General features: G+C 73.0%; 16 protein-coding genes. 7 read left to right on the top strand and 9 right to left on the bottom strand.

Annotated features, from left to right (window positions below; translation table 11 throughout):
- Positions 1-102 precede the first annotated feature (102 nt).
- Together AB0B63_RS27910 and AB0B63_RS27905 are read right to left on the bottom strand one after the other, a co-directional pair.
- Entirely contained in the window at positions 103-822 is a 720-nt protein-coding gene (locus AB0B63_RS27910; protein WP_357024105.1) for a TIGR03936 family radical SAM-associated protein, read from the bottom strand.
- A gap of 201 nt (positions 823-1023) precedes the next feature.
- Complete coding sequence (locus AB0B63_RS27905; protein WP_208570142.1) at positions 1024-3054, bottom strand: TIGR03960 family B12-binding radical SAM protein; 2031 nt, start codon at positions 3052-3054, stop codon at positions 1024-1026.
- Between the two features lie 219 nt (positions 3055-3273).
- On the opposite strand from AB0B63_RS27905, the gene AB0B63_RS27900 reads away from it, so the two are divergent.
- Positions 3274-5199, top strand: coding sequence for a hypothetical protein (locus tag AB0B63_RS27900; RefSeq protein WP_357024011.1), 1926 nt, complete (start codon positions 3274-3276; stop codon positions 5197-5199).
- Positions 5200-5264: 65 nt separating this feature from the next.
- Here AB0B63_RS27900 and AB0B63_RS27895 read toward each other — a convergent pair whose 3' ends face one another.
- Positions 5265-5957, bottom strand: a complete 693-nt coding sequence (locus tag AB0B63_RS27895) for a lysophospholipid acyltransferase family protein (RefSeq protein WP_208570939.1) — start codon at positions 5955-5957, stop codon at positions 5265-5267.
- A gap of 150 nt (positions 5958-6107) precedes the next feature.
- Positions 6108-9254 carry an isoleucine--tRNA ligase gene (gene ileS / locus AB0B63_RS27890; RefSeq protein ID WP_208570940.1) on the bottom strand — a complete coding sequence of 1049 codons (3147 nt, stop codon included), beginning with the start codon at positions 9252-9254 and terminating at the stop codon, positions 6108-6110.
- Between the two features lie 319 nt (positions 9255-9573).
- Here ileS and AB0B63_RS27885 point away from each other — a divergent pair, with 319 nt between their 5' ends.
- Genes AB0B63_RS27885 through AB0B63_RS27875 form a run of 3 tightly spaced genes read left to right on the top strand, consistent with a single transcriptional unit; the run spans position 9574 to position 12188 of the window.
- Entirely contained in the window at positions 9574-10584 is a 1011-nt protein-coding gene (locus tag AB0B63_RS27885) for an ABC transporter ATP-binding protein (RefSeq protein WP_357024006.1), read from the top strand.
- Complete coding sequence (locus tag AB0B63_RS27880) at positions 10581-11351, top strand: ABC transporter permease (protein ID WP_357024003.1); 771 nt, start codon at positions 10581-10583, stop codon at positions 11349-11351. The genes AB0B63_RS27885 and AB0B63_RS27880 overlap by 4 nt, the downstream gene beginning before the upstream one ends.
- A 48-nt stretch (positions 11352-11399) precedes the next feature.
- Positions 11400-12188 (top strand): ABC transporter permease, encoded by a 789-nt coding sequence (locus AB0B63_RS27875; RefSeq protein WP_357023999.1) that lies wholly within the window; start codon positions 11400-11402, stop codon positions 12186-12188.
- Positions 12189-12329: 141 nt separating this feature from the next.
- Here AB0B63_RS27875 and AB0B63_RS27870 read toward each other — a convergent pair whose 3' ends face one another.
- On the bottom strand, positions 12330-13115 hold the full coding sequence (locus tag AB0B63_RS27870; protein ID WP_357023995.1) for an alpha/beta fold hydrolase: 786 nt from the start codon (positions 13113-13115) through the stop codon (positions 12330-12332).
- 120 nt (positions 13116-13235) lie between these two features.
- Here AB0B63_RS27870 and AB0B63_RS27865 point away from each other — a divergent pair, with 120 nt between their 5' ends.
- Positions 13236-15698: a glycogen debranching N-terminal domain-containing protein gene (locus tag AB0B63_RS27865; protein WP_357023992.1), complete on the top strand. Its 2463-nt coding sequence runs from the start codon at positions 13236-13238 to the stop codon at positions 15696-15698.
- A gap of 111 nt (positions 15699-15809) precedes the next feature.
- Here AB0B63_RS27865 and ndk read toward each other — a convergent pair whose 3' ends face one another.
- Positions 15810-16235, bottom strand: coding sequence for a nucleoside-diphosphate kinase (ndk, locus tag AB0B63_RS27860; protein ID WP_208570945.1), 426 nt, complete (start codon positions 16233-16235; stop codon positions 15810-15812).
- Positions 16236-16376: 141 nt separating this feature from the next.
- On the opposite strand from ndk, the gene AB0B63_RS27855 reads away from it, so the two are divergent.
- Entirely contained in the window at positions 16377-17744 is a 1368-nt protein-coding gene (locus AB0B63_RS27855) for a VOC family protein (protein ID WP_357023988.1), read from the top strand.
- 6 nt (positions 17745-17750) lie between these two features.
- Here the strand turns inward: AB0B63_RS27855 and AB0B63_RS27850 are convergent, their stop codons facing one another.
- The 3 genes from AB0B63_RS27850 to AB0B63_RS27840 form a co-directional block, all read right to left on the bottom strand.
- Complete coding sequence (locus AB0B63_RS27850) at positions 17751-18251, bottom strand: DUF4233 domain-containing protein (protein WP_357023985.1); 501 nt, start codon at positions 18249-18251, stop codon at positions 17751-17753.
- Positions 18248-19519, bottom strand: a complete 1272-nt coding sequence (locus AB0B63_RS27845; protein ID WP_357024102.1) for a folylpolyglutamate synthase/dihydrofolate synthase family protein — start codon at positions 19517-19519, stop codon at positions 18248-18250. The genes AB0B63_RS27850 and AB0B63_RS27845 overlap by 4 nt, the downstream gene beginning before the upstream one ends.
- 92 nt (positions 19520-19611) lie before the next feature.
- Complete coding sequence (locus tag AB0B63_RS27840; protein WP_357023982.1) at positions 19612-22230, bottom strand: valine--tRNA ligase; 2619 nt, start codon at positions 22228-22230, stop codon at positions 19612-19614.
- A 70-nt stretch (positions 22231-22300) separates the two neighbouring features.
- On the opposite strand from AB0B63_RS27840, the gene AB0B63_RS27835 reads away from it, so the two are divergent.
- The gene (locus tag AB0B63_RS27835) at positions 22301-22984 is read left to right on the top strand and encodes a hypothetical protein (RefSeq protein ID WP_357023979.1); all 684 of its coding nucleotides are present in this window, start codon (positions 22301-22303) and stop codon (positions 22982-22984) included.
- Positions 22985-23192: the final 208 nt, after the last annotated feature.

Raw genomic sequence — 23192 nt, 5'->3', positions numbered from 1 at the left:
CGCGGGTGAGCGCTGCCACGCAGGATCGCCGCAAAAGTGTTTCCGCCGGGCACGCGACGTGCGCGACCGCCGAAGTCTGCCTGCCAGAACGCTGACCGACGGTCAGTGTTCTCCGATGGCTGCCCCGTCGCGATCCGCGTCCAACGGATCCACGATCGCACCCTGCGCGGTCAACACGCCCTGCGCCAGCCGGATCACCCTCGGGGAGACCGGCGGCTCCAGGGCGGCCACCACGCGGAGGCCGGAAAGGACGTCATCGGGTCGTACGGACGGGGTGACCTGCCGTACGACCAGTTCGAGTATCGCACATGACGAGTCCGCTGCCCCGGAAGGCGTCTCCCCCGGCGGCAGCACATCGATGTGGGTCACCGCGCCACGGGCGTCGAACGTCCGTCGGCCCTGCTTGGTCATCCGCTCGACCTGCACCTCGTCGGCGGCCACGAAGGCGGCCACCGCCCGTCGTGCCACGTCCGGGTCGACGTCGGGCAGCTCGATGCGCCAGTGCGACGCCTCGATCCGCTCGGCCAGGCTCCCCCCGGCGGCGACGACCACCTCCAGCACGTCGAGGCCCGGTGAGAGCGCCGCGTCGAGGGCCAGCCGCAGCTGCTCCGGGTCGACCGTCGCCTGGAGGCCGACCTCCAGGTACTCCGCCTCGCTGGCGACGCCGGTGGGGGCGGCGCTGGCGTAGGAGATCTTCGGATGCGGGGTGAAGCCCTGGGAGAAGGCCACCGGCACGGCGGCACGGCGCAGGGCCCGCTCGAAGGCACGGGCGAAGTCCCGGTGGGAGGTGAACCGCAACGGCCCGCGCTTGGCGTACCGGATCCGGACACGCTGGACGACCGGCGCCTGCCCGCCCTCCGGCTGTGGTTTCCTGCTGATCGTCGTACTCCTCGGTCTGACGCCGGCCGGTGGTGCCGCGCCCCGGGTCGACCCGGGGCGCGAACTGCCGGTGACGATAGCTTCACGATCGTCGGAACGGGACGGGCGGCCCGCCACAGCGCGCCGGCCCCGCCCCGTCGGCGGTCACTGCTGGGCGCCGGTGGGCACCTTCAGCGCGGTGACCGGGGTGAGCGGCAGGAGCTTACGGCCGGTGGGCCCGATCTGGATCTCGGTGTCCATCGACGGGCAGACGCCGCAGTCGAAGCACGGGGTCCACCGGCAGTCGTCCTGCTCGTACTCGCCCAGCGAGTCCTGCCAGTCCTGCCACAGCCAGTCCTTGTCCAGGCCCGAGTCGAGGTGGTCCCAGGGCAGCACCTCCAGCTCGTCGCGCTGCCGGGTGGTGTACCAGTCCAGGTCCACGCCGAAGCCCGGGAGCACCGCGGCGGCGGCGTCCACCCAACGCCGGTACGAGAAGTGCTCGCTCCAGCCGTCGAACCGGCCACCGTTGCGCCACACCTCGTGGATCACCGCACCGACCCGGCGGTCACCCCGGCTGAGCAGGCCCTCGATCAGCGACGGCTCGCCGTCGTGGTAGCGGAAACCGATGGCCCGGCCGAGCGACCGGTCCGCGTTGATGGCCTGCTTGAGCAGCTTGAGCCGGCCGTCGATGACCTCGGGCCGCTCCATCGACGCCCACTGGAACGGGGTGTGCGGCTTGGGCACGAACCCGCCGATCGAGACGGTGCAGCGGATGTCCTTGGAGCCGGTGGCCGCCCGCCCGGCCCGGATCACCTCGTGCGCCATGTCGGCGATCTCGAGGACGTCGGCGTCGGTCTCGGTGGGCAGGCCGCACATGAAGTAGAGCTTCACCTGCCGCCAACCATTGGTGTACGCGGTGACCACCGTGCGGATCAGGTCGTCCTTCGACACCATCTTGTTGATGACCTTGCGGATCCGCTCCGACCCGCCCTCCGGGGCGAAGGTCAGCCCGGTCCGCCGGCCGTTGCGGGACAGCTCCTGTGCCAGGTCGATGTTGAACGCGTCCACCCGGGTCGACGGCAGGGACAGCGACACGTTGGTGCCGGCGTACTGCTCGGCCAGGCCGGAGCACATGTCGCCGATCTCGGAGTGGTCGGCCGACGACAGCGACAGCAGCCCCACCTCGTGGAAGCCGGAGAACTCCAGCCCCTGCTGGACCATCTGCCCCACGGTGGTGATCGACCGCTCCCGCACCGGGCGGGTGATCATGCCGGCCTGGCAGAACCGGCAACCCCGGGTGCAGCCCCGGAAGATCTCCACCGCGTACCGCTCGTGCACCGTCTCGGCCAGCGGCACGAGCGGCTTCTTCGGGTACGGCCAGGCGTCCAGGTCCATCGTCGTGCGCTTGTGCACCCGGAACGGCACGTCCGGGCGGTTGGGCACCACCCGCTGGATCCGACCGTCGGGCAGGTAGTCCACGTCGTAGAAGCGCGGCACGTAGACGCTCTCGGTGCGGGCCAGCCGCAGCAGCAGCTCGTCGCGGCCACCCGGGGAACCCTCCGCCTTCCACTCCCGGACGATCGTGGTGATCTCCAGGACCGCCTCCTCGCCGTCGCCGAGCACGGCGGCGTCGATGAAGTCGGCGATCGGCTCCGGGTTGAACGCGGCGTGCCCACCGGCCACGATCACCGGGTCGGCCCCGGTGCGGTCGGCCGCCAGCATCGGGATGCCGGCCAGGTCGATCGCGGTGAGCAGGTTGGTGTAGCCCAGCTCGGTGGAGAACGAGACCCCGAACACGTCGAAGCGGCGCACCGAGCGGTGCGCGTCGACGGTGAACTGCGGCACGCCGTGGGTGCGCATCAGCGCCTCCAGGTCGGGCCACACCGCGTACGTCCGCTCGGCCAGCACGTCGGGCAGCTCGTTGAGCACCTCGTAGAGGATCTGCACACCCTGGTTGGGCAGGCCCACCTCGTACGCGTCGGGATACATCAGCGCCCACCGGACGGTCGCCGCGTCCCAGTCCTTGACCACCGCGCCCAGCTCGCCACCGACGTACTGGATGGGCTTGGTCACCTGGGGCAGCAGCGCCTCCAGCCGGGGCCACACCGACAGCGTGGTGTCGTGGTGCGGCGACGCGACCGCCGCGTCGTCGGGCGTGGCCGCGGCGGGGCGCGGGGTCGTGGACGGAGCACTCATGGAGCCCAAGGGTACGCGTCCACCCACGGACGGCACGCCGCACCGCCGGTCTCCCCCACCGCCCCGGTCTCCCCCACCGCCCCGACGGCCCGCAGGTGTCCGGTGCCCGGCGGGCGGACGGACGGCCGGTGGCATGGCCGGGGATTCCCGGACGCGGGGCGGACGGTCGCGGCACCGCCGATTGGTCGAGGTGGCGCCCCGGTACTAACCTCGCAACCGGTGCGAGAGGAGATTGCCGCGATGCCGCAGCCGCAGCCGGGAACAGACCGGCTGGCCGAGGGGGGCGACCCGGTCCCGGGTCGGCAGCAGGATCCGGTGGTCTCCGCCGGGCCAGCCGACCTCCCCGTACCGCCTGACAGCGACCCTGCCGACACCGCAGCGCCGGCCGAGGAGCCCGCTGAGGTCACGCAGGGCGACCCCACGCACCCGGCCGGCGAGTCTTCCCCGCCCGCCGACTCCACCCCGCCGGAGCCGACCAACCAGGCGGAGCCAGCCAGCCAGGCCACCCCGGCCGCGCCGACAGGCCCAGACGAGCCGGCCACCCCGCCAGACCCGGCCGAGCCGGCCACCGCGCCGGACCCGGCCGAGCCGGCCACCGCGCCGGACCCGACCGACGCGGCCACCCCGCCGGAGCCGACCGACCAGGCGGAGCCAGCCAGCCAGGCCACCCCGCCCGAGCCGGACGAGCCGGCCACCGCGCCGGACCCGACCGACCAGGCCAGCCCGCCGGAGCCGACAGGCCCGGCCGGACAGTTCAGCCCGCCGGTGCCCGGCACGGCGGTGGAGCCGGCAAGCCCGGCACGGGGGGTCGCACCCGGCCCCACCACCCCGGCGCGCGGGTCGGCCACCGTTCCGGCCCGGAGCACGGCACCCGAGCCGCCGACACCCGAGCCGCCGCCCGGTCGACCCGACCCGACCCGGGTGGAGCAGCACCCCGGCATTCCCCGCCCCGACGCCACCCGGGTGGAGCACCGGCCCGACGCCACCCGGCTCGAACAGCGGCCCGACCAGACGCTGGAGCAGCCCGCGGCTCCCCGCTGGAGCGGTTCCGCCGCCGTACCCGCGCCGCCGCCCCGCCGCCGCAGCTGGGGTGAGTCGGTGGAGTTCGCCCCGGTGCCGCCGCCTCCGCCGCCCCTTCCGCCGGAGCTGCCCGAACACCGCGCCCCGGTGGACCCGTGGGCGGGCGTGGACACCGGCGGCTGGGACCTGCACCACCCGGAGCTGGCCGCGCTGCCCTACCCGCCGTCGCCGCCGACCCGCCCCTACCCACCGGCCGCCGACCCGACCCCGCCCCACCAGCACACCCCGACCCCGCCCCCGCCCCACCAGCACACCCCCACCCCGACCCCGCCGAACTCCCCGGCGCCGGCGTACCCGTCGGTGTCGTCGGCCGGCCCCGCCGCACCCTCACCGACCCGGCCGTACCCGGTCGCGCCGGTGCCGGCCGCGCGGCCGGCGTCCCCGCCGCCGGCCCGCCCGGCGCTGCCACCTGCGCCGCCGCCCGCGCCACCCCGGCCGCCGAAGCAGCGGCGGGTCCGCCCGGAACCGGCCGCCCCACCGCCGAACCCGGGCCGACCTCCCAAGGGGTACGTCCGTCGCAAGCGTCGGCGCTGGCCCTGGGTGCTGCTGCTCAGCCTGGCCTGCTGCTGTGGCTGCCCCGCCTGGTTCGGTAGGCCGGCCTGGCAGCAGTACCCGGCCGACGCCGCCCTGCCGACCCAGGTGGCCGACCTGACCCTGCGTGAGGATTCGGGCCGCGAGGTCGAGAAGCTCAAGACCGAGGTACGCAAGGCGAACCTGCTGGCCGAGGACGTCTACGCCGGGGTGTACAGCACCTCCGACGGCAAGCGGGTGACCGTCTTCGGCGACACCGGTTTCCGGTTCCGGCCGGAGTCCGAGGCGGACGACACGATGGTGCGGCTGACCGACACGTTCACGCTGGGCACGCCCCAACCGGTGGACAGCGGCGTCCGGGGCCGGTACGAGCGCTGCGCGACCGGTTCCTCCAGCGGCACCGCCGTGGTGGTCTGCACGTCGGTGGACTACGGCAGCAGCGCCACCGGGGTCTTCACCCGGCTCTCGGTGGACGACAGCGCCCGGCTGCTCGCCACCATGCGCGCCCAGATCGTCACCCCCAAGCAGGGCTGAGCACGCGCCGGCCCGGCGAGGTCAGCTCGGGTCGGGTGCGCAGAACCCTTGCAGACCGGGGGCGGTCAGGCCGGGGTCTCGCCCGGGGTGGGCTCGGCCCGGCGGGGGGCGTAGCGGGGGACGTACTCCTGACCGGTGAGTTTCTGGATCTCGGCCATCAGCTCGTCGGTCATCTCCCGCAGCGAGGTGCGGTCGTCGGCGCGGCCGGTGAAGTCCAGCGGCTTGCCGAACCGGATGACGATCTTCGCCTTGCCGGGGCGGGGGATGCGGGTGCCGATCGGCTGGACCTTGTCGGTGCCGGTCACCCCGACCGGGATCACCGGCACCCCGGCCGCCACGGCCAGCCGGGCGGTGCCGGTCCGTCCCCGGTAGAGCCGGCCGTCGGGCGACCGGGTCCCCTCGGGATAGACGGCGACCAGGTCACCGCCGCGCAGCGCGGGGATGGCCGCGTCGAACGCGGACAGTGCGGCCCGGCCACCGGCCCGCTCGACCGGGATGGCCCCCAGGCCGGTGAGCACGAACTTGGACAGCGCGCCCTTCGGGCCGGTGCCGGTGAAGTACTCCGACTTGGCCCAGAAGGCGAGGTGCCGGGGGACTACGGTGCCGAGCAGCAGCTCGTCGGCGACGGAGAGGTGGTTGCCCGCGAAGATCGCGCCACCGCTCGCCGGAATGTGCTCCAGTCCCTCGACGGCCGGGCGGAAGGCCAGCCGCATCGCGGGTCCCACGGTGAGCTTGCCGATGGTGTAGAGCAGCGGCACGGGTCCTCCGGCGGTCGTACGGTGAACAGGCGGTGTCACGGTAGCGGACGGACGCCCCCGCGACCCAACGGGTGCACGCGCGTCCGCCTGCTGGATGGCGCGGGTGGTCGGGTGGGTCCCGGCCCGTCGGGCCGGGACCCACCGACGACCTCACACCGGGCGGACGGTCACCGTCACCCGCTCGCCGTCGCCGACCTCACCGGTGAAACCGGCCAGGCCGTCGGCGAAGTCCACCGTGTCGGCGAGCACCTCCCGGGCCACGAACCCGGTGTACGCCGACACCGCCGCCCGCACCTGCTCGGAGGCCGACACCGACACCACGATCCGGTCGGAGATGTCCAGGTCGGCGTCCCGGCGGGCCTGCTGCACCACCCGGACCACGTCCCGGGCCAGCCCCTCGGCGGCCAACTCCGGGGTGACCTCGGTGTCGAGCACCACCACGCCCTCACCACCGGGCAGCGGCGCGGAGTGCTCGGCGTCGGCGGCGACCAGGCGCAGCTCGTACTCACCCTCGGCGAGGGTGACCCCGGCGGCGACGGGGGCGCCGTCGTGCAGCTCCCACTCCCCCGCCTTGACCGCCCTGATCACCTGCTGCACCTGCTTGCCGACGCGGGGGCCGAGCGCCCGGGGCACCACCGTCAGCACCTGCTGGCAGTAGCTGGCGACCTCCGCCGAGAACGCCACCTCCTTGACGTTGACCTCGTCGGCGACCAGGTCGGCGAACGGCCGGAGCTGGTCGGCGACCGGGGAGGCCACGGTCAGCTTCGGCAGCGGCAGCCGGACCCGCAGCCCCTTGGCCTTGCGCAGCGACAGCGCCGCCGAGCAGACGTCCCGGGTGGCGTCCATCGCCGCGACCAGGTCGTGGTCGGCGGGTAGGTCCTGCGCCGACGGCCAGTCGGTCAGGTGCACCGACCGCTCGCCGGTCAGCCCGCGCCAGATCTCCTCGGCGGTCAGCGGGGCCAGCGGCGCCACCACCCGGCAGAGCGTCTCCAGCACCGTCCACAGGGTGTCGAACGCGTCGGCGTCACCCGACCAGAACCGGTCCCGGGATCGCCGCACATACCAGTTGGTCAGCGCGTCGAGGTAGGACCGGACGGTGCCGCACGCCCCGGAGATGTCGTACGCGTCCATCTGCGCGCCGGTCGTCTCGACCAGTTCCCGGGTCTTGGCCAGCACGTACCGGTCGAGCAGGTGCGTCGAGTCGGTCCGACGCCGGGCGGTGTGCCCGGCGGCGTTGGCGTAGAGCGAGAAGAAGTACCAGACGTTCCACAGCGGCAGCAGCACCTGCCGGACGGCGTCGCGGATCGCCGGTTCGGTGACCGCCATGTCGCCGCCGCGTAGCACCGGCGAGGACATCAGCATCCAGCGCATCGCGTCCGAGCCGTACGCGTCGAAGACGTGGTAGACGTCCGGGTAGTTGCGCAGGCTCTTGGACATCTTGCGCCCGTCGGAGCCGAGCAGGATGCCGTGGCTGAGGCAGTTGCGGAACGCCGGCCGGTCGAACAGCGCGGTGGCCAGCACGTGCATGGTGTAGAACCAGCCCCGGGTCTGCCCGATGTACTCGACGATGAAGTCGCCCGGGTAGTGGTGCTCGAACCAGTCCGCGTTCTCGAACGGGTAGTGCACCTGGGCGAACGGCATCGAGCCGGACTCGAACCAGCAGTCCAGCACCTCCGGCACCCGACGCATCGTCGAGCGGCCCGTCGGGTCGTCCGGGTTGGGCCGGGTCAGGTCGTCGACGGCCGGCCGGTGCAGGTCGGTCAGGCGTACCCCGAAGTCCCGTTCGATGTCGGCCAGCGAACCGTAGACGTCGACCCGGGGGTAGGTCGGGTCGTCGGACTTCCACACCGGGATCGGCGAGCCCCAGAACCGGTTGCGGCTGATCGACCAGTCCCGGGCGTTGGCCAGCCACTTGCCGAACGAGCCGTCCTTGATGTGGCCGGGCGTCCAGTTGATCTGCTGGTTCAGCTCCACCATCCGGTCCCGGAACTGCGTCACCGCGACGAACCACGACGACACCGCCTTGTAGACCAGCGGGGTGTCGCAGCGCCAGCAGTGCGGGTACGAGTGGGTGTAGGTGTCCTGCCGCAGCACCACCCCCCGCTCCTTCAGCTCCCGGATCACCGGCTTGTTGACGTCGAAGACCTGCTCGCCCTGGTAGGGCGGGACCAGCGCGGTGAACCGGGTGTGGTCGTCGACGGTGACGACGGTGGGGATGCCGGCGGCGTTGCAGACGTTCTGGTCGTCCTCGCCGAACGCCGGGGCGAGGTGCACGATCCCGGTGCCGTCCTCGGTGGTGACGAACTCCGCCCCGAGCACCTGGTAGGCGTGCTCCCCGGCCTGCTCGACGAGGAAGTCGTAGAGCGGGGTGTAGCGCCGTCCGACCAGAGCCTTGCCGGTCACCCAGCCGACCTGCTCGTACCCCTCCAGCTCCTTGGCGTACGCCCCGAGCCGGGACTCCCCGACCACGAACCGTTCCCCGTCGCGGTCGAGCACCGCGTACCGGATGTCGGGGCCGACGGCCAGCGCGAGGTTCGACGGCAGGGTCCACGGGGTGGTGGTCCAGACGCCCAGCTTCACCGGCCCGCGCACCAGCTCCGGGGCCCGCTCGTCAGGGGTCAGCCCGAACCACACGGTCAGCGTCGGGTCGTGCCGGTCCCGGTAGACGTCGTCCATCCGGGTCTCGGTGTTCGACAGCGGCGTCTCGCACCGCCAGCAGTACGCCAGCACCCGGAAGCCCTCGTAGATCAGGCCCTTGTCGTGCAGGGTCCGGAAGGCCCACATGACGCTTTCCATGTAGTCCAGGTCGAGGGTCTTGTAGTCGTTGGTGAAGTCGACCCAGCGGGCCTGCCGGTTGATGTACCGCTCCCAGTCCTGGGTGAACTCCAGCACCGAGGAGCGGCACGCGTCGTTGAACCGGGCCACCCCGAGGTCGAGGATCTCCGCCTTGCTGGTGATGCCGAGCTGCTTCTCGGCCACCACCTCGGCGGGCAGGCCGTGGCAGTCCCAGCCGAAGCGCCGCTCGACGTGCCGGCCGCGCATCGTCTGGTAGCGCGGCACCACGTCCTTGACGTACCCGGTGAACAGGTGGCCGTAGTGCGGCAGGCCGTTGGCGAACGGTGGGCCGTCGTAGAAGACGTACTCGTTCTTGCCGTCGTCGCCGGCCGGCCGGGCCGTCACCGACGCCTCGAAGGTGTGGTCGGCGGTCCAGTGCTCCAGGACGCGGCGTTCGACCGCGGGCAGGTCCGGGCTCGCCGGGACGCCGGCGGCGGTCGGGTCGTGCAGCGGATAGCCCATCGGGGGTCGCTCTCCTCTGGCAGCTCACTCAGTCGTGGTCTGCGAGGACGAGCCTGGTCAGGTACGCCGTGGTCGACGCCCCGGGCCGGGCCCGCGGTACCACCCCGCTTGACGGTCAGGATCGACCGCCCGCTCGTTGGCCGGCTGTGACGGGCCGCCCCGTCCGGTTCTAGTCGGGCCCGTCGGGCCCTTTCTTCCGGAGGCTCACCGGTGATGGCCGGGTCGTCGCCTGTGCCGGTAAGGATACTCGACCTGTCCGGGTCGCCGCCGCCGAGTAATGGGTGTGCGGGTCGCCGGCCCGACCCATAGATTCGCGGCCATGGGTGAGCACGCGATCGAGGCGGTGGGGCTGCACCGCAGCTACCGCAGCCGGACCGGATGGCTACGACCGCAGCGTCGGGAGGTGCACGCCGTCGCCGGGGTCGACCTCACGGTGGGCCACGGTGAACTGTTCGGCCTGCTCGGCCCGAACGGCGCCGGCAAGACCACCACCATCAAGCTGCTCAACACCCTGCTCATCCCGACCGGCGGCGAGGGGAGGATCTGCGGCTTCGACGTGGTCCGGCAGACCCGGGAGGTGCGCCGCCGCATCGGGTACGTCTTCGGTGGCGACCGGGGGCTCTACGACCGGCTCTCCGCCCGGGACAACCTGCGCTACTTCGCCGAGCTGTACGGCGTACCGGGCCGGGAGCAGAAGCGTCGGATCGCCGAACTGTTCGAGCTGGTCCGGTTGACCGGCCGGGAGGACGACCGGGTCGAGGGCTACTCCCGGGGGATGCGCCAGCGGCTGCACATCGCCCGGGGGCTGCTGCACCGGCCCCGGGTGCTGTTCCTCGACGAGCCGTCGATCGGGGTCGACCCAGTGGCCGCCCGGGAGCTGCGGCAGACCGTCGCCGACCTGGCCGCCACCGGCACCACCGTGCTGCTGACCACGCACTACATGGCCGAGGCCGACGAGTTGTGCGGTCGGATCGCGGTGATCGCGGGCGGCCGGATCCAGGCCCTGGGCACCCCCGCCGAGCTGCGCCACCACGCCGACGGCCGGCGGGTGCTGGAGGTGCAGGCGTACGGGGTGACCGACGGGCAGTTGGCCGCCATCCGGGCCCGGCCGGGCGTACGCGAGGTGAGCCTGGCGGTGCACGGGGCGGCGCAGGTCCTCGGGGTGCAGTCCGACGCGGGGGTGGACGTGCAGGCCGACGTGCTGCGGGAGCTGGACGGGGTGCGGCTGGGCCGGGTGACCGCCCGGCAGCCCACCCTGGAGGACGCGTACGTGGCGATCGTCAACCGGGCGGCGGAGCCGACGCCGGTGGCCGGGCCGGTGCCGGCGTGAGCACCCCGCGGATGATCGCGGTCGGTGCGCTGCTGCACGTCAAGCAGCTCAGCCGTTCCCCGTTCGAGATCGCCATCGCGTTGTTCGTCCCGGTGGTGCAGGCGACCCTGGCGGTCTACCTGTTCCGGGCCGGCGGTGAGCCGGACCGGCTGCTGGAGGCGGCGGTCGGCGCGGGGCTGATGGGGGTCTGGTCGACGGTGCTGTTCGGCTCCGGCGGGGCGGTCCAGAACCAGCGCTGGCAGGGCACCCTGGAAATGATCATGCTGGCGCCCCGGTCGCCCGCGCTGGTGCTGCTGCCGGTCACCCTGGCCACCGGCATCACCGGCACGTACGCGATGCTCGCCACGCTGGCCTGGGGCCGGTTGCTCTACGGCATCCCGCTCGACTTCGCCCACCCGGTGGCCTTCCCGGTGGCGGTGGCCGGTTGCATAGCCGGGCTGGGCATGTTCGGGCTGCTGCTGGCGTCCAGCTTCGTGCTGCTGCGGCACGCCAACGCGCTGGCCAACACGCTGGAGTACCCGATCTGGCTGGTCTCCGGGATGCTCGTGCCGGTCACCGCGCTGCCCGGCTGGACCGGGCCGGTCGCCGCGGTGCTCCCGACCACCTGGGGCGCCCGCGCCGTGCACGAGGCCGCGTCCGGCGGGCCGGTCTGGCCGGCGCTGGCCGTCTGCCTGGCGATCAGCCTGGCCTGCCTGGCCGCCGGCTGGGTGTTGATGACGTATGTCGAGCGCCGGGCCCGGGTCACCGCGACCCTGGCCCTGTCCTGAGGAGGCACCGGTGCCAGTCCCGTCCCGACCGGCCGACGGAGGTCCCCGGTGAGCGCGCTGTTCCGGCTCGTCGGCGTCGGTGGGGTGATCGCCTACCGGGCCCTGTTCAACTGGACCACCCCGTCGATCTTCGTGGGCACCCTGCTGGTGGGCCCGCTGTTCCAGCTCTTCTTCTTCGCCTACCTGGGGCGTGAGTTCGGGGTCGCCGACGACCGGTTCTACATCGTCGGCAACGCGGTGCTCACCGCCGCACTGGCCTGTGTCTTCGGCGGCACCATGGCGGTGGCCAACGAGCGGCGCTTCGGCACCCTCGGGCACGTGCTGCTCTCCCCGCGCAGCCGCACCGCCATCTTCCTCGGCCGGGTGCTGCCGTACGCCGGCAACGGCCTGCTGATCGCGGCGAGCACGCTCACCGTGGCCGCGCTCCTGCTCGGCCTGCGGATCCCGCCCACCGCCCTGCCCGGTCTGCTGCTGGCCCTGGCGACGGCCTCGCTGGCGTGTGGTTTCTTCGGGCTGACCCTGGGGGCGTTGGGCTTGCGTTTCCGGGACGTCTTCCTGATCTCCAACGTGGCGGTGGCGTTGCTGCTGCTGTTCACCGGGGTGAACGTGCCGGCCGAGGACCTGCCGGCGGGCATCCGCGCGGTCGGTGCGGTGCTGCCGATCACCCATGCCGCCGACGCGGCCCGACGGCTGGCCGGCGGCGTCCCGCTGGTCGACGTCCTGCCGGCGATCGGTGCGGAGCTGGCCGTCGGGGTCGGCTACGCCGTGCTGGCGGCCGGGCTGCTGCGGGTGTTCGAGGCGGAGTCCCGTCGTCGCGCCTCGCTCGACACCCTCTGAGCCCGGGCCGGCCAACCGTCCGGGCCGGCCAACCGTCCGGGCCGGCCAACCGTCCGGGCCGGCCACCCGCCCGGGCCGGCCCCACCGCGCGGGCGGTCGGCGGGGCGGGCGCGACCGCCACCCCGCCGGCCCGGGCCGTGCTCAGCCGGTGACCTCCAGGTAGCGGTCGAGCATCGCGTCGACCTGGGCCGGCACCTGGAGCTGGACGAAGTGTCCGGAGCCCACCGTCTGCCCGATGAACGCCTGCGGCGCGAGCTGGGCCAGCCGGGCGTAGTCGGCGAACGGGGCGTTGCTGCCCACGAAGAGCAGCGGGCGGTCCCACCGGTGCAGGGCGGCCACGTCCCCGTCGGTGGCGATCCAGTCGGCCAGTCCGGCGATCGGCGCGTACGCGACCTCGGTCGAGGGTCGGGCCGTGGCCGCCACCACCCGCTCCACCAGACGCGGGTCGGAGTACGGCGGGAAGTACGACCTGACGATCGACTCCCGGACCGCGCCGGAGGTGTCGTCCCGCAGCGAGGCCGCCACCTGGGCGATCGCGGCGGCGGCCCCGGGTGGCCCGGCCACCGCCGAGTCGAGCAGCCCCAGCCCGGTGAACCGGTCCCGGTCACCGGCGGCGGCCACCAGCGACCAGACGCCGCCCAGGCTGTGCCCGATCACGAAGACCCGGCGCAGGTCCAACGCTCGGGCGAAGGCCCGCAGGTGGCCGGCCAGCTCGGGGACACCGTAACCGTCGGTCGGGGGTGGACTGGCCCCGTGGCCGGGCATGTCGACGGCGATCACCCGGGCCTGCCGGTCGGCCAGGTGCCGGGCCAGGGGCGTCATGAAGTCGTGGTCGCAGCACCAGCCGTGCACCAGCAGGAAGGTGCCGCGCCCGCCGTGCCCGTACGTCCGGTACCGCATCCCGGCGGCCGTCTGCCTGTCCGTCATCGAGTCCTCCCCGGAGTTTGCGCAGCTAGTGGCGTTCTTCCACTTAAGCGCGCCCGGCCGCATCCGACGCGGCGTATTGTTCCTTTTGGCACACCTGGACCTTTTCGCCGGTGTGCCGGCGTGGGACGGGAGCGGGCGGTGGACGGGCGGATCGAGGAGTTCTTCGCCGACCTGGCCGCGAACGGCCGGGGACGGTTGCCCGCCGCCCCCACCGGGCTGCTCCGCTTCGAGATCGTCGCCGAGGACGGCGGGACCGCCGCCTGGTTCGTCCGGCTCGACGACGGGCACACCCGGGTGACCCGGCACGGGGACGACCCCGACTGCACGGTGGAGGTCCGGCCGGAGGCGTTCACCCGGTTGCTGGCCGGCCGGGACAACCTGGTGGCGATGCTGCTGCGCGGTGACGTCTCGGTCGCCGGCGACCTGGCGCTGCTGTTCACCTTCCGGCGGCTGCTGCCGGTCGACGCCGACAGCACCGGCACGGGGCCGGCCGCCGAACTGGTCCGGCACACCACCCCCAGCCTCATCGGGCTGCACGAGGTCAGCAGCGTCTTCGCCGGCAACATCTTCATGATCAGCGCCCGCAACGGTGACGTGCTCAGCGCCCCGAACACCCCGCTCGGGTTGTTCTCCTTCGACACCCGGTTCCTGTCGACCTGGCGGCTGACGGTCAACGCGGAGACCCTCTCGGTGCTCTCCGTCGACGACGTCGCCACCTACGAGGCCAAGTTCGGGCTGGTCCCCGGGGAACCCACCCACTACGTCAACGCCACCACCTCCGTGCTGCGCCACCGCTGGGTGGGCCCGGAGTTCGAAGAGGAGATCGTGCTGTTCAACTACGCACCGGAACCGGTGCGGTACGTCGTCCGGCTCGACGCGGGCGCGGACTTCACCGAGGTGCTGGAGGTCCGCGACGGCTTCCGCCGGGCCCGGCCGGTGACGGCGACCATCGCCGACGACGCGCTGCGGCTGCACTACCGGCGGGGCAGCCTGCACCGGGAGACCGTGATCACCTCCAGCACGCCGGCCGAGCTCGACGACCACGGCCTGACCTGGACGATCACCGTCGCGCCGCACGGCACCTGGTCCACCCGGCTACGGGTGCTGGCCCTCCTGCGCGACCTGCACCGCCGCGACCTGCGGGAACGACTGACCAGCTCGGTCGGCCGCAGCGAACACCAGCGGGGCCGGGACATCGCCGCCCGCACCGCCGGGGTGCCCCGGCTGCGCGCCGACCACAAGCCGTTGCAGCAGGCGTACGAGTACGGCATCCGGGACCTCGCCGCGCTGCACTACCCGGGGCTGAACTTCCAGACCGCGCTGCCCGCCACCGGGCTGCCCTGGTCGATGGCGCTGCTCGGCCGGGAGAGCCTGATCAGCAGCTTCCAGGCGCTGCCCTTCATGCCCGAACGGGCCGTCAACACGCTGCGCATCCTGGCGCTGAGCCAGGGTGTGCGGCAGGACCCGTTCCGGGGCGAACAACCCGGCAAGATCGTCCAGGAGAGCCGGTACGGCGACTCCGGCGCGTTCAACGACACCCCGGAGGCCGCCAGCTTCAGCGCGGTCGACACCACCGCCGCCTTCGTCATCCTGCTCGACGAGTACGAACGCTGGACCGGCGACGCGGAACTGGTCCGCCGGTTCGAGTTCGAGGTCCGGGCCGCCATCGGGTGGCTCGACTCCGACGCGGACCCGACCGGCAGCGGCTACGTCTGGTCCACCCGCCGCCCGACCCGTACCGGTCCGCAGAACGAGAGCTGGCGCAACTCCGCCGACGCGATCTGCTTCCACGACGGCCGCCCGCCCACCTACCCCCTGGCGATCTGCGAGATCCAGGGGTACGCCTACGAGGCCCGCCGCCGGGCCGCCCGGATGGCCCGCCGCTTCTGGGGCGACCCGGGCTGGGCCGACCAGCGGAAACGCGACGCCGCCCGGCTGCGGGAGCGGTTCGACCGGGACTTCTGGCTACCCGAGCGTGGCCACTACGCGGTGGCGGTGCAACTCGACGGCACCCCGCTGGACTCGCTCACCTCCAACATGGGGCAGCTGCTCTGCACCGGCATCGTCGCGGCCCACCGAGCCGAGCAGATGGTGGCGCACCTGTTCTCCCCGGCGCTCTACTCCGGTTGGGGCATCCGCACCCTGGCCAGCACGGCAGCCGACTACAACCCGCTCGGCCACCACACCGGCGCGGTCTGGCCCTGGGAGAACTCGCTGATCGCCTGGGGGCTGCGCCGGGCCGGGTTCCGGGCCGAGGCCGCCCGGATCGCCACCGGGCTGCTCGACGCCGCCCGGCACTTCCAGGGTCGACTGCCGGCCTACCTAACCGGCTACGACCGGGCCACCACCCACGTTCCCGTCCCGCACGGCTTCACCGACAGCCCGTACGCCCCCTCGGCCGGGGCGCCCCTGTTGCTGCTGCGCACACTGCTCGGGCTCGAACCGTACGAGGACCATCTCGCCGTCGACGCCGCGATGCCGGAGGAGCTGGGCCAGATCGAACTGCTCGACATCAGGGGCCGCTGGGGCTACGCCGACGCCCTCGGCCGGGGCCGCCCGTTCCGCGACCGCCCCACGCCCTAGCGGGGGGTGGGGCGGTGGGCCCACCCGGAGCTGCCGTCCCCGGCCCACGGCCCGTTCTGCCCGCCGGGGGTGGCCGGGCAACCCTACGGGTGACCCGCCGTCAGCGCAGGATCAGCCGAGGGTGGGGAACCACAGGGCGATCTCGCGCTTGGCGCTGTCGGTGGAGTCCGAGGCGTGCACGAGGTTCTCCCGGTTGGACAGCGACAGGTCACCCCGGATCGTGCCGGCGGCGGCCTTGCGACCGTCGGTGCTACCGATCATCGCGCGGACCACCTCGATCACCTGGTCACCGGAGAGCACCAGCGACACCAGCGGACCGCTGGTCATGAACGTCTTCAGCGGCGGGTAGAACGGCTTGTCCACGTGCTCGGCGTAGTGCTGGTCGGCGAATCCGCCGTCCAGGGTCCGGGTCTCCAGCGCGTCGATCCGCAGGCCCTTGCGCTCGAAGCGGGAGATGATCTCGCCGACCAGGCCACGGCGCACCGCGTCGGGCTTGATCAGTACGAGGGTGCGCTCATCCGCGCTGCTGCTGGACACGCTGGGTTCCTCCTGTGCGCACAAGGCGGTTCGGCTGGGTACGGTCAGCCTAGCGACCCGGTTGCGGTACCGGCGCGGCGGCTGCTCTTTCCCTCGGTCGCCGTCGGGCCTAGCCTGGCTCTGACCCCTGGGAGGTCCACTGTGGCGAATGGCGGGAACCGCACCATCGCGCCGGTACGCAAGCTGATCGCCGCGGTGCTCGGCACCGTGGCCACCTTCGTCGTCCTGTTCGGGCTGGGCATGACCAGCTGGGCCATCGTCGCGCTGGGCGTGGCCCTGGTGGTGCTCGCCGTGGCCCTGGGCACCGTGCGCGGGGGCGGACGCACCTGGGTGGTCGGCGTCGGCCACGTGCACAGCGCCTCCGAACCACCGACCCAGTACGCCTTCGGCCGGTGCGAACTCCAGCTGGTGATCGACGCCCCGGGTATGCCGCCCCGGTCCAAGAAGATCATCGAGCCCCGGGTGCCGGTGGCGAAGTGGCCGTCGTTGGGGCAGACCCTGCCGATCCGGGTGGCCCTGGACGACCAGCGGCACATCCGGGTCCTCTGGGACGAGGTGCCGACCCACACCGAGTCGACCATGACCATGGCCGACCTCCCCCCGGAATACGCCGGGGCCGAGCCGCTCGACGACCTGCTGATCCAGCAGGAGGCCCCACCGTGGGCCGGCCGTACGGCCGACGACGACTTCCGCGACGAGTTCCGTGACGACCTGCGCGACCCCCCGTCCGTCGGCCCCCTGCCCGACGACGCGTCGCCGGACGACCCGCCGCGGTCGACGTCGCCCCACCAGGAGCCGGCCCGGGCCGAGCCGCTGCGCGACGACGTCGAGGTGCTCACCGACGAGCGGGAGCCGGTGGTGGTGCACCAGCGGCCCGGCCGCCCGGTGGTGCTGGAGGGCACCGTGGTCGAGCAGTCGACGACGGGCCCACTGCCCCGGCGGGCCACGGCGACGGCCGCCCCCGCCCCCCGCCCGCCCGCCGAGGAGCGGTTCGACGAGCCGATCCTCGACCCGGTCGACGTGCCGCTGGACGCCCCCGCCGCCACCGAGGGGCGGCTCGACCCGGAACTCGACGAGGCGATCTTCGGGTACGACCCGACGGCCGCACCCGCCGAGCCCGAGGAACTGGCCGCCCCGATCAGTGGCGTCGGGTTGACCCTGCTGGTCACCGACCTGTCCCGGTCGTTGGAGTTCTACCGCGACGTGCTCGGGTTCGAGGAGTTCGACCGGGGCTCCGGCAACGCCGTCCTCGCCTCCGGGGCGACCCGCCTGGTGTTGCGTGAGGTGACCGGGGCGGCCCCGATGAGCCGTCGGCTGGTCCACGTCAACCTGGAGGTCGACGACATCGAAGCGGCCTACCGGCGGCTCAAGGACTCCGGCCTGCGGTTCACCTACGCCCCCCGGGTGGTCAACCGTGGCTCCCGGGTGGAGGTGTGGGCAGCGGCGTTCCGCGACCCCGACGGGCACGGCATCGCGCTGACCCAGTGGCGGGAACGCGCCGACGCCTGACCCCGGTCAGCCGAGGATGACCCGGCGCACGTGCAACGCGTACGCCCACACCAGGGCGAAGATGACCCCGAGCCCGAACAGCGACCAGTGCAGCAGGCCGGCCAGCAGCAGCAGCCCCTGGAGCACGGTGCCCGCCGACCAGGCCCACCGGCGGCGCATCAGGCCGGCCAGCAGCACCGCCGCGACGGCCAGCGCCACGGTGGCCGCGATCGCCGCCCCACCGAAGTGCCCGCCGACCACCCGGATCGGCTGGATCGCCAGCAGCAGGACCAACGCCTCCAGGCCGAGCGTCCCGGCCCCGAGGCCCCGTACCGCCGCCTCGGGGTTGCGCAGCCCGGAACGCCGCCCGGTCGCCCCCGCCGATCCGGCCTCCTGCGCTGGCCCGGCGCTCCCGGCCGGTCCGGCGTCCTTCGACGGTCCGGCGCTCCCGGACGGGCCGGCGTGGGTCGGGTCCGGGCGGTCGGCGGGGCTGACCGGACCCGGGCGGTCCGGGGTCGGCCCGGTCATCGCTTGAGCAGCCGTCGGGCGTCGGCCACCGTCACCACCGAACCGGTGACCAGCACCCCCACCCCGGACAACTCGCCGGGGACGTCGTACTCGGCCTCGGCGACGGCCGCCTCGATGGCGTCCGGCATCTCGTCGGCCACCTGCACCCGGTCCGGGCCGAAGACCTCCGTGGCCAGCTCGGCCAACTCCTCGGCGGGCATCGCCCGGGGCGAGCTGTTGCGGGTCACGACGAGCGAGTCGAGCACCGGTTCCAGCAGCTCCAGCAGCCCGGCGGCATCCTTGTCACCGAGCACGGCGAGCACCCCGACCAGCTTGCTGAACGCGAACTCCTCCTGCAGCGCGGTGACCGTGGCGGCCATCCCGTGCGGGTTGTGCGCCCCGTCCAGCAGCACCGTCGGGGCGTTGCGCACCTTCTCCAGTCGGCCCGGGGAGCTGGTGGCGGCGAAACCCTCCCGGACGGCCTCGATGTCCAGCTGCCGCTTCGCCCCGGCCCCGAGGAACGCCTCGACGGCGGCCAGCGCCACCGCCGCGTTCTGCGCCTGGTGCGCCCCGTGCAGCGGGAGGAACACCTCGTCGTACACCCCGCCGAGGCCCTGGATGGTCAGCACCTGGCCGCCGACGGCGACCGCCCGGCGCAGCACCCCGAACTCCGCGCCCTCCCGGGCGACCGTGGCACCGACCTCGGCGCACCGTTCCAGGATGGGCCGGGCCGCCTCCTCCTCCTGCGCGGCGGCGATGACCGTCGCGGCGGAGTGGATGATGCCCGCCTTGTGCAGGGCGATGTCCTCCAGCGTGTCGCCCAGCCACTCGGTGTGGTCGAGCCCGATCGGGGTGAGCACCGCCACCCCGGCCTGGAGCACGTTGGTGGCGTCCTCGGCGCCGCCCAGCCCCACCTCCACCACCGCCACGTCGACCGGCGCGTCGGCGAACGTGGCGAAGGCCAACGCGGTGGTCAGGTCGAAGTAGGTGAGCGGCTCGGCCGACCGCTGGTCGACCAGGTCGGCCAGCGGCTTCACCTCGCGGTACGTGGCGACGAAGCGCTCCTCGTCGACCGGTTCCCCGTCCAGGCTGATCCGTTCCCGGACCGTCTCCAGGTGCGGGCTGGTGTAGCGGCCGGTGTGCAGGCCGAAGGCCCGCAGCAACGAGTCGATCATCCGGGCCGTGGACGTCTTGCCGTTGGTCCCGGTGAGGTGGATCGACGGGTACGCCCGCTGCGGGCTGCCCAGCAGGTCGAGCAGCATCTCGATGCGGTCCAGCTCGAAATGCATCCGGGTGAACCCGCGCGCGGCCAGCTCGGCGTCGACGGCGGCGAACTCGCCGCGCCCGGCCCCGGGCCGGCTGGTCTGATCGGTGCGGTCGGTCACGAGGAAAGCGCCTCCAGAGCGGCGTCGATGCGGATCAGGTCGGCCTCGGCCACCGCCAACCGGTCGCGGATCTTCGCGACCACCGGCTCGGGGGCCTTCCCGACGAACGCCGGGTTGTCGAGCTTCGCGCGGGCCTGCGCGACCTCCTTCTCGGCCGCCGCACGGTCCTTGGTGAGCCGGGCCCGCTCGGCGGCCACGTCGATCGACCCCCGGGTGTCCAGCGCCACGCTGACCTCACCGGGCATGGCGAGGGTGGCGCTGGCCTGGAAGTCGTCGGCCGGGGCGTCCAGCCGGGCCAGCGAACGGATCAGCGGCTCGTGCGCGGCGATCCCCGCCCCGCCGAGCCCGTCCAGCCGGGCGGCCACCCGCTGGGTCGGCCGCAGCCCCTGGTCGGACCGGAACCGCCGGATCTCGGTCACCACCCGCTGGACGGTGCCGACCTCGCGCTCCGCGGCGTCGTCCATCAGCGTACGGTCGGCGGTCGGCCAGGCCGCCGTCATGACCGTCTCGCCCCCGGTCAGCGCCGTCCACAACTCCTCGGTGACGAACGGGATCACCGGGTGCAGCAGCCGCAGCAGCTGGTCCAGCACGTGCCCGAGCACCCGGCGGGTGGTGTCGGCGGCCGGCCCACCCTCGGCGAGCACCGGCTTGCCCAGCTCCACGTACCAGTCGCAGACGTCGTCCCAGGCGAAGTGGTAGAGCAGGTCGCACACCTTCGCGAACTCGTACGCCTCGAACTGCTCGTCGACCTCGGCGGTGACGTGCGCCAGCCGGGACAGGATCCACCGGTCGACGGTGGAGAGCTGATCGACGGCCGGCAGCGGACCGCTGGTGTGCGCCCCGTTGAGCAGCGCGAACCGGGTGGCGTTCCACAGCTTGTTGCAGAAGTTGCGGGAGCCCTGGCACCACTCCTCGCTGACCGGCACGTCCCCGCCGGGGTTCGCCCCCCGGGCCAGGGTGAAGCGGGTCGCGTCGGCGCCGTACCGGTCGACCCAGTCCAGCGGGTCGACCACGTTGCCGAACGACTTCGACATCTTCTTGCCGTGCTGGTCGCGGACCATGCCGTGCAGGGCGACCGTGTCGAACGGCTGCCGGCCGTCCATCGCGTACAGGCCGAACATCATCATCCGGGCGACCCAGAAGAAGAGGATGTCGTAGCCGGTGACCAGCACGTTCGTCGGGTAGAACTTCGCCAGGTCCGGGGTGTGCTCCGGCCAGCCGAGGGTGGAGAACGGCCACAGGCCGCTGGAGAACCAGGTGTCCAGGACGTCCTCGTCCTGCCGCCAGCCCTCGCCAGTGGGGGGCGTGTCGTCGGGGCCGACGCAGACGATCTCGCCGGCCGGGCCGTACCAGACCGGGATGCGGTGGCCCCACCAGAGCTGCCGGGAGATGCACCAGTCGTGCATGTTGTCGACCCAGGCGAAGTAGCGCTTGGCCAGCTCGGCCGGCTCGATCTTCACCCGCCCGTCGCGTACCGCGTCGCCGGCCGCCTTGGCCAGCGGGGCGGTGTTGACGAACCACTGCAACGACAGCCGGGGCTCGACGGTGGTACGACACCGGGAGCAGTGTCCCACCGCGTGCACGTACGGCCGCTTCTCGGCCACGACCCGGCCCTGCTCGCGCAGCGCGGCGACGATCGCCGGGCGGGCCTCGTACCGGTCCAGGCCCTGGAACGGGCCGGGGGCGGTGATGACGCCCCGCTCGTCCATGATCGTCAGGGCGGGCAGGTCGTGCCGCTGGCCGATCTCGAAGTCGTTGGGGTCGTGCGCCGGGGTCACCTTGACCATGCCGGTGCCGAACGCCGGGTCGACGTGCTCGTCGGCGACGATCGGGATGTGCCGGCCGGTCAACGGCACCTCCACCGTGGTGCCGATCAGGTGCCGGTAGCGCTCGTCGTCGGGGTGCACGGCCACGGCGGTGTCGCCGAGCATCGTCTCGGCCCGGGTGGTGGCGACCACCACCTCGTCGCTGTACCGGATCGAGACCAGCTCACCCTCGTCGTCGGTGTGCTCCACCTCGATGTCGGACAGCGCGGTCAGGCAGCGCGGGCACCAGTTGATGATCCGGTTGGCCCGGTAGATCAGCCCGTCGTCGTAGAGCTTCTTGAACATGGTCTGCACGGCCCGGGACAGGCCCTCGTCCATGGTGAAACGCTCACGGTCCCAGTCGACCGAGTCGCCGAGCCGGCGCATCTGGCCGAGGATCGCCCCCCCGGACTCGGCCTTCCACTGCCAGACCCGCTCGACGAACTGTTCCCGGCCCAGGTCGTGCCGGGACAGCCCCTGGCCGGCGAGTTGCCGCTCCACCACGTTCTGGGTGGCGATGCCGGCGTGGTCCATGCCGGGCAGCCAGAGCGCCTCGTACCCCTGCATCCGCTTGCGACGCACCAGGGAATCCTGGACGGTGTGGTCCAGGGCGTGGCCCATGTGCAGCACACCGGTGACGTTCGGTGGCGGGATGACGATGGTGAAGGGGGGCTTGTCGCTCTGCGCCGACGCCCGGAAGTGGCCGGCGGCTACCCACTGCTCGTACCGTCGCTGCTCTACCTCGCCGGGCTGGTACTGGCCGGCAAGGGTCGGGGCGTCGGGGCGTCGGGCATCCAGTCTCTCGGTCACCTGCGAAAGTCTACGGAGCGCTTCGGCGGACCCGACGTGCGCCACCGGTCATTCGCGTACGGTGGCGAACATGTCCGACGCACATCTCACCGAGCGTCAGCTCATCGAGGGTCCCGAACCGGTCGAGCTGACCGACGAGCCGATCCGGTTGAGCAACCACGACCCGGAGCAGAGCCCCCGGGAGCTGGGCCGGGTGTCCCGCCGCCGGCGGATCGCGCTGACCGTCGCCCTGGTCGTCGGCCTGGCCGGTGCCGCCGCGTTGGGCACCGCCGGCTGGCGGATCGCCCAGGAGAAGGATGCCCGTCTCGGCACCCCCGACCAGGTGGCGGGTCTGACCCGCGACGACTCGGACCGGGCCCGCAGCACCGCCGACTACCTGCGCAGCGGATTCGCCGCCGACATCGACCTGGACCGCAGCATCGGTACGGTCTACCGCGACCCGGCCGACGAGAAGCGGGCGGTGCTGTTCTTCGGCGGCACCACCCTGCTCTGGCAGCCGGAACGTGACCTGGACAGCCTCTTCCGGCTGATGGCCGACGAGACCGGCCGGGTCACCGACGTCCGTGAGGTGCCCGCCGGAAAGTACGGCGGCGTGATGAAGTGCGGTCGCACCAGTGGCGACGGTGGGGACTTCGCGATCTGCGGGTGGGCGGACCACGGCAGTGTGGCGATGGGCATGTTCGCCAATCGTCCGGTCGACGAGTCGGCCGGCCTGTTCCGCCAACTCCGCGACGCCATCCAGACCCGGGGCTGACGCAGGTAGCGGTATCCGACCGGTTGGATACCGCAATGTGTCAGCCCCCGGATAAACGCCGACACCCACGCCCGGCACCTCATACCTGAGGCCCACTGTTTGACGGTGTGGCTTGGCGTGTTCGGGGCGTGAAAACAGTTGAGGCCGACCCCGAAGGGTCGGCCTCAACTAAAGATTGTCCGGCGGTGTCCTACTCTCCCACACCCTC

The organism is Micromonospora sp. NPDC049081 (assembly GCF_040648835.1).
GTDB classification, from domain to species: Bacteria; Actinomycetota; Actinomycetes; order Mycobacteriales; family Micromonosporaceae; genus Micromonospora; species Micromonospora antibiotica.
This window is presented reverse-complemented; position numbering and strand designations above follow the sequence as displayed.

What these genes read in the sequence shown, in the direction of transcription:
- AB0B63_RS27835 (WP_357023979.1), top strand. Translation starts at nt 22,301, where the DNA reads ATGTCCGACGCACATCTCACCGAGCGTCAGCTCATCGAGGGTCCCGAA.
- AB0B63_RS27885 (WP_357024006.1), top strand. Translation starts at nt 9,574, where the DNA reads ATGGGTGAGCACGCGATCGAGGCGGTGGGGCTGCACCGCAGCTACCGC.
- ileS (WP_208570940.1), bottom strand. Translation starts at nt 9,254, where the DNA reads ATGGGCTATCCGCTGCACGACCCGACCGCCGCCGGCGTCCCGGCGAGC.
- AB0B63_RS27850 (WP_357023985.1), bottom strand. Translation starts at nt 18,251, where the DNA reads ATGACCGGGCCGACCCCGGACCGCCCGGGTCCGGTCAGCCCCGCCGAC.
- AB0B63_RS27870 (WP_357023995.1), bottom strand. Translation starts at nt 13,115, where the DNA reads ATGACGGACAGGCAGACGGCCGCCGGGATGCGGTACCGGACGTACGGG.
- AB0B63_RS27845 (WP_357024102.1), bottom strand. Translation starts at nt 19,519, where the DNA reads ATGCATTTCGAGCTGGACCGCATCGAGATGCTGCTCGACCTGCTGGGC.
- AB0B63_RS27905 (WP_208570142.1), bottom strand. Translation starts at nt 3,054, where the DNA reads ATGAGTGCTCCGTCCACGACCCCGCGCCCCGCCGCGGCCACGCCCGAC.